This window comes from Ornithinimicrobium ciconiae (assembly GCF_007197575.1).
In the GTDB taxonomy this organism is placed as follows: domain Bacteria; phylum Actinomycetota; class Actinomycetes; order Actinomycetales; family Dermatophilaceae; genus Ornithinicoccus; species Ornithinicoccus ciconiae.
The window spans coordinates 3,460,104-3,472,244 of record NZ_CP041616.1 but is presented as its reverse complement, the minus strand read 5'-3'; the positions used below and the strand labels follow the sequence as shown (position 1 = coordinate 3,472,244).

Here is a 12,141-nt window from a genome sequence, read left to right as displayed (position 1 = left end):
GGGCGGCGGCATCACGTCGCCGCCCGCCCTCGGGACTAGACTGATAACACACAGCCACGGAGAGGACACCGCACGTGAGTGCACTGCAGGTTGAGCTTGTCGCCGCCGACCGGATGGTCTGGAAGGGCGAAGCCAGTTTTGTGCGCGCTCGCAGCATCGATGGTGAGCTCGGCATCCTGCCGGACCACACGCCGCTGCTGGGCGTCCTGGTCGAGGGTGAGGTCATGATCGAGACCGGAGGGGCGCGGGAGACCGTGACCATCGACTCCGGTTTCCTGTCGGTGGACCACAACCGGGTCACCATCGTGGCGGCCCAGGTGGACGCCTCCGGACTCAGCGCGTGAGCTGACCATGGATGCCGGCGTCCTCGTGCTCATCGCGCTCGCGGTGCTCTCGGCTGCGCTGGTCATGGGCATCGGCCTGCTGGCCTTCCACCACTTCGCTGGCAGTGCCCGTTCCTTCCCCTGTGCCTACCGCTCTGGCGAGCACGAGGACTGGAGCCGCGGGCTGCTTCACTACGACACGGGCCGTCTCGACCATTATGGTCGCGGCGGCCCCTTTCGTCAGCCGCTGCACAAGTGGCAACGCTCCGCCCTGGACCTGGGCATCGCCCGCGAGGAGAACCCCGCCGCCTTCCCGTGGCTGAATGCTCCGGTGATCGCTGTGCCCTGCGAGTATGCCGACACGCGCTTTGAGCTGGCTCTCGGGCTGGAGCACTACACCGGTCTGCGTTCCTGGCTGGAGTCCGTGCCTCCGGGCTGGAACGCCAACGTCGCCTAGACCGGGTCTCTGGCTGGATTGTTGTCTGAGATAACAAATTGGTCATATTGCTTGCGCTGCAGCGATGCATGGGGCAGGCTCCACCCAGCGCCCCCGGGGGGTCAGAGGCGTCATCCCTGTGTGAAAGGACAACGATGTCGCATGCGTAGATCTCCCACACCCCATAGGTCGAGCTTTCTCAGAAGGCTCGTCATGGTGGCGGCGACCGTCAGCCTGGCGTTGACTCCGGTCGCTGCGGCCGCCTGCACCGACCACTACAAGGAAGAGTTGGAGATGGCGGCCGCCCGTCAGGCGGCGTCAGACGGCACGACCGTCGAGGCTGCCGACGCAGGCAAGGGCAATGGCAAGGGGAACGGCAAGGGCAAGGGCCACGGCAACGCCCAGACTGGCCCGAGCACCCTGGTCACCACGCCGCCGACCGGCGCTTCGAAGGACGTCGAGTTCATCGGTCAGCTGCCCGAGGCCGTCGGTGCGACCGCGATCAACTTCATCGACTACCCGGGCAAGCAGAAGGTCATGTTCGTCACCGGACGCTTCGGCCTGAAGTCCTACGACATCAGTGACCCCGAGCACCCGCTCCCGCTCGACTCCATCGACATGCCGGGCTTCTGGCAGAACGAGGACATGGATGTCGACCCCAAGCGCAAGCTGGTCTTCATGGCTCGCGACCCCCGTGCTTTCGGTCAGAACCAGGCCACCGGGGAGTCCGGTGTTTACATCGTTGACGCCAAGTTCCCGCACGACCTGAAGGTCCTGAGCTACACCGAGGTGCCTGCGGGGCACACCACGACCTGCGTCAACGACTGCCAGTTCCTCTGGTCTGGTGGGCCGCGTCCCGCCGACTGGCAGCCCGAGGACTGGGACGGCCGCCCGATCTTCGCGGTCGATATCCGCAACCCCAAGAAGCCCAAGGTCCACGAGTATGCAATCGACCTGGGACGCAATGACGGCGTGACCGACTACTCGCACGACGTGCAGGTTGACGAGGCCGGTGTTGCGTGGGTCTCGGGCGCTGGTGGCATCCGCGGCTACTGGACCAAGGGCCGACAGTGGGACCCGGTGGAGAACCGCTACCGCGTGGCCTCCGCCACGGACCCCGTGCCCTACGCCGGTGGCAAGTTCTACCAGTCCAACCAGGAGACCTGGGGTGGCTCGCTCGCGCACAACCTGGTGCGTCCGCTCGAGTCGCTGGGCGACTACGACGCCGGCAAGGTGGCGCTCGTGACCATCGAGAACTTCACCTCGTCCTGCGAGACGGACGGTCGTCTGCTCATTGTCGACCTGGCCGACAGCGAGCAGGGTCAGGCGTGGGGCTCGACCGAGGCGGACCCGTACCGCCTGCCGGTGATCTCCGAGTGGAGCCCCTACGGCAAGCCGGGCAGCCTGCCCGGTGCCGGGTGCTCGGCGCACTACTTCCAGTTGCGTGATGGGGTGCTCGCCCAGTCCTACTACGGCCAGGGCACGCACTTCATCGACGTCAGTGACCCCGCGAACCCGACGCAGATCGCCTACTACCGGGCGGACGGCGGGTCGCACTGGGCGCCCTACTGGGTCGGTGACGTGATGTACATCGCCGATGGTTCGCGTGGGGTGGACATCGTCCGTCCCACCTACGCCCAGAACGGCTGATCCATGACCCGAGCCGGAAGCTCCGTCAGGGCCTCGGCCCGGGTCGTCAGCCTTGTGCTCGCGGTGGGGGTGTCGGTGTCAGCGTGCACCGGCACCCCCACCGGGGCTGGGCCCGACGCCGGACAGCACTCCGAGGAGCACGACTCCGTGGCGGACACCGGGGGTCCCGCCGGGCACGCTGAGGACCACGGCGTCCATCACGACGAGAGCAGCGTGACCCCAGACGACCATGCCCACCATGACGAGAGCAGCGGCACGGCTGATGCTGGTGCTCACCACCATGGGGACGAGCCAGCCGACGACGCCGTGGTGACCGCAGGTCCGCCCCGCCCTGCTGACCCCTTAGTCGAGTGCGGCACGACGGTGACTGACGTCGGTGAACAGGTTGTCCGCTACTGCGACGAGGGCCAGGCCAGGTTCGTCGTCGGCGACGACAAGGACACCGAGGTCGAGGGCGCCACCTGCGAGGACCGTGGGGCGCTGTTCCTTGCGCACTTCGGCACCAACTACTCCGACGACGCGGCGGCACAGGGGGACTATCTCGGCCTGGCGCTGGAGGAGATGCCCGAGACCGACGGCCAGGCGCCGATCTACGCGCTCGAGCTGACCCTCGATGGCTACCGGCTACCGCTGACCGACGCGGTCGTCGACGTCGAGCGCGACGACCACACGCTCGGGCTCACGCTGACCGGGGAACTGTCGGACGGCCGCCCACTGCGGGTTGAGGCCAGCTGCCACGTGCACCACGACTGATCCACCGCCCAGCGACGTCTGGCCTGCGCAACAGGCCGCTCGTGCGTGACCGCTCCCGGACCCGGGAGCGGTCACGCACGCGGTCGTAGAGGAGAGATCACCAGCGGTGCGCTCGGTGGGACTCAGACGCACCAGACCTTGTGTCCGATCACAGACGGTGTCCGGTCAGGACGTGGTGGCGGAGCGGCCTCGGTCCTTCGCCGGCTGCTCGGCTCGGCCGCCCCCAGGCTGCCAGAGCACGTCCCCGCCCGCCTCGAGATTGGCGACCCTGGCCAGGATGAACAGCAGGTCGGAGAGCCGGTTGAGATACTTCGCAGTCAGCGGGTTGACGCCGCCGGTGCCCCGCTCGGCGTCGGCAGCTGCCGGCTCGGTGCCATACGCCTCCAGCGCCGCCCACGAGGACCGCTCCGCGCGTCGGGCGACGGTCCGGGCCACGTGCAGGTGGGCCGAGCCGGGGGATCCGCCGGGCAGGATGAAGGAGCGCAGCGTGCCCAGCTCGTCGTTGTAGCGGTCACAGTCCGCTTCAAGTTCATCGATCCAGACCGCCTGCACGCGCAGCGGTGGGTGCTCGTAACTCTTCCGCAGCGGTGCGCAGAGGTCGGCCCCGACATCGAACAGGTCGTTCTGGATCCGCACCAGGGTGGCGCTCACGTCCTCACGCAGGCTGCCCGTGGCGACAGCCACGCCGATCGCCGAGTTCGTCTCGTCGGTGTCGGCATAGGCCACCAGCCGCGGATCGTTCTTGCCGGTGCGACTGAAGTCGCCCAGGGAGGTGGTGCCGTCGTCGCCGGTGCGGGTGTAGATCCGGTTGAGGATGACCATGCCTGCATCATCGCATCGCGCAAAATCGTTCGTCCCGGTGGCCTGCTCCGCGTAGCGTGTGACGGACAGCATGGACGCGCCGCGGCCCGTGCCCCGGAACTCATTCTCCAGGGGGACGCGGGGAGGCGAGACCGTTGAGATCATTTTACGAAATCGTGACCGACCTGGGTGCAACCAAAGGTGGATCCACGACGTTCTAGGAATAAGACTGTGTGGCAGCGCGACAGGCGTGTGCCAAGCGCAGTGTTTCATTCGGGTGGAGGATGGCATGACCGCAGTGGTGTGGGCAGGGCCGGGTATTGAGCTGTCGATCGACTCACCGGGGCGTGAGGCGACGATCAGGGGGCAGCTGGGCGTCCGCACGGTTCCCGAGCTGCGTGCCCACCTGCAGCGACTTCTTGCGGCCGGCGAGGGTGACCTGATCCTCCACCTCAGGGAGGCCGAGGTCGCCGACGCCACCGGGCTCGGCGTCCTGGTGGGACTCCACCAACGAGCCCGCCGACAAAACCGTCGGCTGGTTATTGCCGAGGCCTCCGAGCGGCTCGAGCGACTGATGCGCATCACCCGGCTGCACCTGGTCCTGGCCCGGGTGGACACCATGCACATGGGCGGCGCGATGCCGCACCTGCCACCGATGCCACCCCTGCCGCCGCGCTGACCAGCTAGCCGACCCCCCGCTGACCAGCTAGCTGACCGCAGAGCCGACCAGCTAGCCGACCGCCGTGGCGGCGTCCCGCCTGGGGTCCGCCGCCGCGGTGAGCTCCCCCTCCGGGGTGCGTAGGGCCGCTCCCACCCCACCAAAGAACATTGCGTGCCGGGCGTGCGCGTGCAAGGGCACCAGCTCACCGGTCGACCGACCGACGATGCCGGTGAGCGCCTCCTGCAGCTCGTCCGACTCCTCATAGTCGATCCGCACCCCACCGTCCTCCAGGTGACGCACGTGCAGCCGAGGTGCGTCAACGGCATACTGCAGCGTCTCTCCATGGAGACAGAAGTGGACCAGCACCTGCAGCAGAGCCGTGGTGATGCGATCCGCCCCGGGGGTGCCGATCGACAGGACCGTGCCGTCCCGGTGCCGGGCCGTCGTCGGTGCCATGTTGGAGGCCAGGCGTGTGCCCGGGACCAGCGCGTGCAGGCCGCGGCGGTTGAGCTCCGGCTCACCGAGGGCGTTGTTGCCAAGCATGCCGGTGCCCCCGACATACATCCCTGAGCCATAACCCGAGGACGCCGTGATGGCACAGGCATTGCCGTCGTCATCGACCACCGAGACGTGCGCGGTGTCCTGGGAGGTCGGCAGCCCGACCGCACCCAGCTCGGCGATCGTCTCGAGCAGCTCGTGCCCCGCGACCTCCAGGTCGTCGGCGACATCGACCCGGTGCAGCCGCAGGTCCAGGACGTCCTTCATCACCCGCGCGGCGTGCGCCGGGGAGACCCGCTCACTGACATCGCCCAGCAGCCTCATCATCGCGGTCAACACCGCGCCACCGATCGCCGGCGGCGAGTTCGCGGCCAGGTCCCAGGCGCCGAGCGTGGTGCGCAGCGGGGTGCGCACCATGGGGCGGTACTCGGCCAGGTCCCGTGCCGTGATCAGCCCGCCCCGCTCGTCCATGTCGGCCACGATCCGCGCCGCGATGTCGCCCGAGTAGACACTGGCCGCACCCTCCTCGCCGATCTGCCGCAGCGTCGCCACCAGGTTGTCGTCGCGCAGCAGTTGGCCGGGCGCCCAGGCGCTCGCGTCGTTGGTGTAGATGCCCCGGGTGGTCGGGTCCCAGGCAAAGATGGTGTGGGCGACCAGCTCGAAGTAGCTCGCCGCGGTGTGGCTCATCTGGAAGCCGTCGGCGGTGATGGTGGCCGCCACCCCCAACAGCTCGCTCCACGGCGCGGCGCCGAAGCGCTCGTGCGCCAGCCCCATCCCGGCAAACATGCCCGGGGTCGCGACCGCGCCCGGCCCGGCATAGGTGGTCAGCCCCCCGCCGTATGTCGTCACGCACTCGATCAGGCCGCTGCCGAACCGCGCGGGGTCGGCGCCGCGACCGGGCATCTCGACGTTTCCGTCGATCACCACCGGGTCGCCATCGGTCGGCCAGACGTTGATGAACGCCCCGGCCAACGGGCTGACGATGCCCGGCTCGGTGGCCGTCGCGGTGGTCATGGCGGCGATGGCGGCGTCCACCGCGTTGCCTCCGGCCCCGAGGGCGTGAAGTCCGGCCGAGGTCGCGGCGGGATTGGGTGCGGCGATGGCGGCGCGGCGGGTCATGGGCTGATTCTGCCCCCGCTGCCCGGCGCGCGCACCCGGCGCCCCGCGGTGGTCGGCGCTCAGTCCAGGCAGAACTCGTTGCCCTCAGGGTCCTGCATCACGATGAAGCCGCCGCTGACATAGGGCTCCGGCTCGAAGCGTTGGACGCGGGTGGCGCCGAGCGCCACCAATCGCTCACACTCCGCCTCGAGTGCGGCCAGCCGTGCCTCGCCCTGGAGCCCGGGGGCTGCCCGCACGTCCAGGTGCAGGCGGTTTTTCACCTGCTTGCTCTCGGGCACGCGCTGGAAGAACAGCCGCGGACGCCGACCCTCCGGGTCCTCCAGCGCCGAGCGGTCGTTGCGCTGACCCTCGGGCACCTGGAGTCCGTCGAGGAACTCCTCCCAGGCAGCCAGTGGGTCCTCGCCGGGTGCGAACTGGACCCCCGGCGGAGGTGGGTGCACGTAGCCGAGGGCGTCGCGCCAGAACAGTGACAGGCGCTGTGGATCGGCGCAGTCGAAGGTCACCTGGAATTCGGTGCTCATGGGCAGAATCTAGGGTGCGCCGCCGCCGAGCGCCAGAGGCCCGTGCGTCCGGTCGGGACGAGGCGGAACCTCAGAACAACCGGGACTCGGCGTTGTCCATGCCGCGTAGGGCCTCGTAGTCCAGTGTCACGCAGCGGATCCCGCGGTCGGTGGCCAGCACCCGCGCCTGCGGCTTGATGACCTGCGCGGCAAAGACGCCCTGCACCGGCGCCAGGTGCGGGTCGCGGTTGAGCAGCTCCAGATAGCGGGTCAGCTGCTCCACCCCGTCGATGTCTCCGCGGCGCTTGATCTCCACCGCGACGGTGGCCCCGGAGCTGTCCTTGCACAGGATGTCCACCGGGCCGATCGCGGTCCCGAACTCCCGGCGCAGCAGCGTGTAGCCCTCGCCCAGCGTCGAGATGTGCTCGGCCAGCAGCGCCTGCAGCTGAGCCTCCACCCCGTCCTTGACCAGGCCAGGGTCCACCCCGAGGTCGTGGGAGGTGTCCGAGAGGACCTCGTGCAGCCGGATCCGCAGGGTGTCCTCCCGCTTGCCGTGGCGCACCAGCCACACCGACTCGACCCCCTGCTCGGTCTCCTCCTCGTCCGGGGTGAGTTCCGTCATACGGCACGGGGGTGCCATCCAGTTGAGCGGCTTGTAGGAGCCGCCGTCGGAGTGGATCAGGACCGAACCATCGGCCTTGACCATCAGCAGACGGGTGGCCAGGGGAAGGTGGGCCTGCAGGGCCCCCTCATAGTCCACGCTGCACCGGGCAATCACGACACGCACGTCCAACACTGTAGATGCGGGGTGAGAGGATCGGCGCATGCCACGTGAGATCTCAACTGTTGGAGTCGTCGGACTGGGCACCATGGGTGCTGGCATCGTGGAGGTGTTTGCCCGGGGCGGGCTCACCGTGATCGGGGTGGAGAGCAGCCAGGAGTATGCCGAGCGCGGCCGGTCCATCCTGCAGGCCTCCACCGACCGGGCCGTCGCCAAGGGCAAGCTGGACGAGGCGGGCCAGGCCGAGATCCTGGACCGGATCACGATCACCACGGACTATGCCGAGCTGGCGCCGGCCGACCTGGTGGTCGAGGCCGTGCCGGAGATCATGGCCCTCAAGCACGAGGTGATCGGCAAGCTCGAGGACGTGCTCGGTGACGGCGCGATCGTGGCGACCAACACCTCCAGCCTGTCGATCACCGAGATCGCCGCTCCCGCACAGGTGCCGGGTCGCATCATCGGCCTGCACTTCTTCAACCCTGCGCCGATCCTCAAGCTCGTCGAGGTCATCACCACGCCGCTGACCGACCCCGAGGTCACCGAGACGCTGCGGAGCCTGTCCGAGAGCCTGGGCAAGAAGCCGATCGTGATCGGCGACAGGGCCGGCTTCGTGGCCAACTACCTGCTCTACGGCTACTTCTGCGCCGCGATGCGGATGTATGAGAGCGGTCACGTCAGCCGGGAGGACCTGGACACCGCGGTGCACGTCGGCATCGGCCTGCCGATGGGACCGCTGACCCTGGGCGACCTCGTGGGCCTGGATGTCATGCACCACATCTCGGACGTCATCTACTCGCACAGCCGCGGACAGGAGCACGCACCCAGCACCATGCTGGAGCGGATGGTGCTGGCGGGGCGGCACGGTCGCAAGAGCGGACGGGGCTTCTACACCTTCGCCAAGCCCGGCAGCGGCCAGGTCGTCGAGGACGAGCTCACTCCGGTGGCGGTCGCGGGCCGGGACGTGCAGTCGGTCGCCGTGCTGGGCACCGGTGCGCTCGCCGAGGAGTTGCGCGGTCGCTTCGAGCAGGGGGGGTATGCCGTCACGCACCTGACCGACCCCTCAGGGGACCTCTCGTCGCTGGCCTCCGTGGGCCTGGTCCTCGAGGCCCAGGACGAGGACGTCGAGGACGAGGCGGCCGGGGAGCCGCGCGACGTCGACGACCTGTTCGCCGAGCTGGGCGAGGTCACCGCGCCGGGGACGATCCTGGCCACGGCCAACACCTACTCCGCCGTGGCGCTGGCCGCGATCAGCGGGCGGGCCTCGGACACGGTCGTGCTGCGGGTGCACGCACCGACCCCGAACGGCCAGGTGGTCGAGGTGGGCAAGACGATCAAGACCTCCGAGGAGACCATCGCCACGCTTCGCTCGGTGGTGACGGCGATCGGTGCCGCGCCGGTGGTCTGCAAGGACCGCACCGGGCTGGTCGTCGACGCGCTGCTGGTGACCCACCTCAACGACTGCGTGCGGATGCTGGACGAGGGCTATGCCAGCGCGCAGGACATCGACACGGCCCTGCAGTTCGGTCTGGGCTACCCGGTCGGTCCGTTTGCGATGATCGATCACCTGGGGGCGGACGAGGTGCTCGCCGTCGCCGAGGAGCTCTACTCCGGCACCGCCGGCTTCCAAGCCCACCTGGCGCCCTCGCCGCTGCTCGTCGAGCACGTGCTGCTGGAGGAGCCCTTCCTCGGCGGAGAGTGATGGGGCGCTCCAACCGGAAGCGACGCGGTGGCCGGGTGCCGCCGCGCCGGGGTGGGCCCCCGCCCGAGCGGGGTCCCGTGCTGGACGAGGTCGAGTTCGAGGGTCGGGCGCTGGCGGCGCGACACGTCCGGGGTAACGACTCCGGGCGCAGTTATCTGTGCCCCGGGTGCCAGCAAGATGTCTCTGCCGCGACCCCGCACACGGTGGCCTGGCCGACCTCGAGCATGCACGGGGTGGAGAACCGACGCCACTGGCACACCGCCTGTTGGAACGCGCGCGACCGGCGCCGTCCCGGGCAGGCCTGGGCGTGAGTGACACCGCAGTCCTGCTGCTCGTGCTGGGGATCCTGCTGGCCGTGGTGGCCGTCATCGCGGCGATCGGGGGCTTCATCTTCTGGTATCACGGACGACCCAGCCCGGAGCCGACGCTCACCGCCGGGGCGCAGGGGCCCGCCGCGCAGATCCCGACCCAGCAGATCTCGGTGGTCCACTCCAGCCTGCCGTGGCTGGCGCTCGGGCGGTATGCCGTGCGCGGCACCCTGTGGGTGCGTCCGGAGGGTTTTGCGTACACCCGCTTTGTGCGCGGACCCAAGCACCATCCCTATGAGAACGTAAGTTTCGTCGAGCCGCACCCCTCGCGGGCGACGGCGCTGACGATCCACCTGACCAGCGGCTGGGGCATCGTCGTGCTGACCGGCACGCCGCAGGCACGGCACCTCGCCCTGACCGAACTGTCCCGGTGGTGCCGGGTCGGTCCGCGCTGAGGCGGGGGAGCTGGCGGCGTGGGTCAGAGGCGCTGTTGGCGGGGGAGTTGGCGGCGCGGGTCAGAGGCGCTGTTGGCGGGGGATGACGACCTCGTTGTAAAGCAGCAGCAGACCGGCCGCCACGGGGATGGCGATGAGCGCGCCGAGAACGCCCATCAGGGTGCCTCCGGCAAAGACCGCCACCACGGTGACAGCACCCGGCACCGACACCGTGCGGGCCATGACGCGCGGCACGATGACGTAGTTTTCGAACTGCTGGTAGATCACGTAGTAGATGCCCACGATCAGGGCGATGACCCAGCCCTGGCTCAGGGCCACCAGAGCCACGATGACCGCGCCGAGGGTGGCGCCCACCAGGGGGATCAGCCCTAGGATCCCGACGAGGACCGCGAGCACGATGGCATAGGGCACCCCGAGGAGTTGCATCATCACCCAGGAGCAGGCGCCGTTGATGGTGGCCACCGCGACCTGGCCCAGGGCATAACCACCCACCCGGCGCATGATCTCCTCCGCCAGTCCAATGACCCGGGGGCGCCGGCTCAACGGCACCGCCTTGTAGGCCGCGTCCTTGACGGTCGGCAGGGCCGCGAGGAAGTAGAGCGTGAGCACCAGGGCGGTGAAGAAGCCGATCAGCCCACCGGCCACCGCACCGGCTGCACCGAGGACGCCGCCGAAGATGGTGGAGATGAAGCTGGTGTCCTCGAGACGGTTCTCGACCTCGGTGTTGATCCGCTCGGCCAGGTCGTAGCGCTCGTTGAGGTCGATGACCCACGGTTGGGTGTTGAGGTCAGCAAAGTAGCGCGGAGCCCGTTCGATCAGCGTGGAGGTCTCCTGCACGATGGTGGGCACCACCAACCAGCCGAACAGGCCGAGCACCGCGATCATGCCGAGGAAGACGGCGAAGACACCTGCCGGTCGGCTCAGGCCCCGGCGGGTGAGGCTCTCCACGATGGGGTTGAGCGCCAGGGTGACGAAGATCGCGATCAGGATGAAGGTGATCACCGACCCCAGTCGGCCGACGTTTTGCGCGAGCCACCAGGCGACGAGCACCCCCAGCGCGCCGAAGAAGCCGAACATGAAGGGCGAGGTGACCATCATCAGCTCGCGTCGCTTCTCAACGACCGGCTCCTCGGGGGACTCGCCCTCGGGCGTCACGGGCGGGGCCGGAGTGGTGCCGCTGTGGGAGGTGGCGTGCGTGCGCTCGATCAGCTCGCGCTGCAGCCGGTTGCTCTCGGCCAGCTCGGTGAGCTGGGTCTCGCGGTAGCGGCGCCAGGACTCCACCGCCTCGCGGCTGCGGCCGCGCACGCTGCTCCCACCTCGGCCCCTGCGAGGGAGCCGGAGTCGACGGGCGACGCGGGAGCCGGGCGCCGGGCCCGCGGGGGGCTGGTCCCTGGCCGTTGAGCTGCCGGTCGTGGGGCTGTCGGTTGTCGGGCTGTCTGCCGCCGGGTTGTCCGTCAGGGTCTCGGTCGTTGAGCGGCCCGCCGAGTGGCTCCCAGGGGTCTGTCGGCTGGGGCTCTCGTGTGCTGCGCCGCGGCTCGCTGACGACGGCTCCCGGGCCGCCGCGCGCTCGCGAGTTGCACCACGCTCGCGAGTCGCACCCCCTGGGGCCTCACCCTTGGCCGCCTCACCCTCAGTCACGGGTCCATCCTCACCCACGCGTGGACCGCTCCGTCTCCACCGCGCCGTGGGCACCGACCTCGGCGCTCGAGCTGGCGGGCTCGACCAACTCGACGAGCACCCCGCCGGCGTCCTTGGGGTGGATGAAGTTGATCCGACTCCCGGCAGTGCCACGGCGTGGAGCGTCATAGAGCAGACGGAGACCGTGCTCGCGCAGGACCGCCGAGACCGCCTCGACGTCGGCGACGCGGTAGGCGAGCTGCTGGAGCCCCGGGCCCGACCGGTCCAGGAACGTGGCGATGGTGGACTGCGGGCTGGCCGGGGCCAGGAGCTGGATCAGCGCGGAGCCCTCCGCCGCCCCCGGGATGCCGAGCATCGCCTCGCGCACGCCCTGCTCCTCGTTGGTCTCCTCGTGCAGCACCACCAGACCGAGGACGTCAGTGTGGAAGGCGATGGACGCGTCGAGATCGGGCACGGCGATCCCCACGTGGTCGATGGCGAGCAGCAGCGGGGTCACGGAGGCGGGCAGGCCGGTCATGC

Annotated in this window: 15 protein-coding genes; 8 read left to right on the top strand and 7 right to left on the bottom strand. The window is 69.5% G+C overall.

Going from position 1 to position 12,141, the window contains the following annotated elements:
- Positions 1 to 74: 74 nt before the first annotated feature.
- From FNH13_RS16095 to FNH13_RS16085, 3 genes are all read left to right on the top strand, one after another.
- The gene (locus FNH13_RS16095; RefSeq protein WP_143784390.1) at positions 75 to 344 is read left to right on the top strand and encodes a F0F1 ATP synthase subunit epsilon; all 270 of its coding nucleotides are present in this window, start codon (positions 75 to 77) and stop codon (positions 342 to 344) included.
- A gap of 7 nt (positions 345 to 351) precedes the next feature.
- The gene (locus tag FNH13_RS16090) at positions 352 to 780 is read left to right on the top strand and encodes a DUF2550 family protein (protein ID WP_143784389.1); all 429 of its coding nucleotides are present in this window, start codon (positions 352 to 354) and stop codon (positions 778 to 780) included.
- A 192-nt stretch (positions 781 to 972) separates the two neighbouring features.
- A complete protein-coding gene (locus FNH13_RS16085; protein WP_143784388.1) occupies positions 973 to 2,409 on the top strand; it encodes an LVIVD repeat-containing protein in 1,437 nt (478 codons plus the stop codon).
- Positions 2,410 to 2,487: 78 nt separating this feature from the next.
- On the opposite strand, the gene FNH13_RS16080 is transcribed toward FNH13_RS16085, so the two are convergent.
- Complete coding sequence (locus FNH13_RS16080) at positions 2,488 to 2,685, bottom strand: hypothetical protein (RefSeq protein WP_143784387.1); 198 nt, start codon at positions 2,683 to 2,685, stop codon at positions 2,488 to 2,490.
- Between the two features lie 87 nt (positions 2,686 to 2,772).
- On the opposite strand from FNH13_RS16080, the gene FNH13_RS16075 reads away from it, so the two are divergent.
- Entirely contained in the window at positions 2,773 to 3,162 is a 390-nt protein-coding gene (locus FNH13_RS16075) for a hypothetical protein (RefSeq protein ID WP_143784386.1), read from the top strand.
- Positions 3,163 to 3,327: 165 nt separating this feature from the next.
- Here the strand turns inward: FNH13_RS16075 and FNH13_RS16070 are convergent, their stop codons facing one another.
- The gene (locus FNH13_RS16070) at positions 3,328 to 3,984 is read right to left on the bottom strand and encodes a cob(I)yrinic acid a,c-diamide adenosyltransferase (RefSeq protein WP_143784385.1); all 657 of its coding nucleotides are present in this window, start codon (positions 3,982 to 3,984) and stop codon (positions 3,328 to 3,330) included.
- A 268-nt stretch (positions 3,985 to 4,252) separates the two neighbouring features.
- On the opposite strand from FNH13_RS16070, the gene FNH13_RS16065 reads away from it, so the two are divergent.
- Positions 4,253 to 4,642, top strand: coding sequence for an STAS domain-containing protein (locus FNH13_RS16065; protein ID WP_143784384.1), 390 nt, complete (start codon positions 4,253 to 4,255; stop codon positions 4,640 to 4,642).
- 51 nt (positions 4,643 to 4,693) lie between these two features.
- Here the strand turns inward: FNH13_RS16065 and FNH13_RS16060 are convergent, their stop codons facing one another.
- The 3 genes from FNH13_RS16060 to nucS form a co-directional block, all read right to left on the bottom strand.
- Positions 4,694 to 6,241, bottom strand: coding sequence for a gamma-glutamyltransferase (locus FNH13_RS16060; protein ID WP_143784383.1), 1,548 nt, complete (start codon positions 6,239 to 6,241; stop codon positions 4,694 to 4,696).
- 59 nt (positions 6,242 to 6,300) lie between these two features.
- A complete protein-coding gene (locus FNH13_RS16055) occupies positions 6,301 to 6,762 on the bottom strand; it encodes a VOC family protein (protein WP_143784382.1) in 462 nt (153 codons plus the stop codon).
- Positions 6,763 to 6,832: 70 nt separating this feature from the next.
- Positions 6,833 to 7,528 (bottom strand): endonuclease NucS, encoded by a 696-nt coding sequence (gene nucS, locus FNH13_RS16050; RefSeq protein WP_143784381.1) that lies wholly within the window; start codon positions 7,526 to 7,528, stop codon positions 6,833 to 6,835.
- A gap of 37 nt (positions 7,529 to 7,565) precedes the next feature.
- Here nucS and FNH13_RS16045 point away from each other — a divergent pair, with 37 nt between their 5' ends.
- Genes FNH13_RS16045 through FNH13_RS16035 form a run of 3 tightly spaced genes read left to right on the top strand, consistent with a single transcriptional unit; the run spans position 7,566 to position 9,984 of the window.
- The gene (locus tag FNH13_RS16045) at positions 7,566 to 9,221 is read left to right on the top strand and encodes a 3-hydroxyacyl-CoA dehydrogenase family protein (RefSeq protein WP_143784380.1); all 1,656 of its coding nucleotides are present in this window, start codon (positions 7,566 to 7,568) and stop codon (positions 9,219 to 9,221) included.
- A gap of 35 nt (positions 9,222 to 9,256) precedes the next feature.
- On the top strand, positions 9,257 to 9,532 hold the full coding sequence (locus FNH13_RS16040; protein WP_143784379.1) for a hypothetical protein: 276 nt from the start codon (positions 9,257 to 9,259) through the stop codon (positions 9,530 to 9,532).
- A complete protein-coding gene (locus tag FNH13_RS16035; protein WP_143784378.1) occupies positions 9,529 to 9,984 on the top strand; it encodes a hypothetical protein in 456 nt (151 codons plus the stop codon). The genes FNH13_RS16040 and FNH13_RS16035 overlap by 4 nt, the downstream gene beginning before the upstream one ends.
- 60 nt (positions 9,985 to 10,044) lie before the next feature.
- Here the strand turns inward: FNH13_RS16035 and FNH13_RS16030 are convergent, their stop codons facing one another.
- Positions 10,045 to 11,289: an AI-2E family transporter gene (locus FNH13_RS16030; RefSeq protein ID WP_143784377.1), complete on the bottom strand. Its 1,245-nt coding sequence runs from the start codon at positions 11,287 to 11,289 to the stop codon at positions 10,045 to 10,047.
- A 343-nt stretch (positions 11,290 to 11,632) separates the two neighbouring features.
- Positions 11,633 to 12,139 (bottom strand): methylmalonyl-CoA epimerase, encoded by a 507-nt coding sequence (gene mce, locus FNH13_RS16025; protein ID WP_143784376.1) that lies wholly within the window; start codon positions 12,137 to 12,139, stop codon positions 11,633 to 11,635.
- Between the last annotated feature and the right edge of the window lie 2 nt (positions 12,140 to 12,141).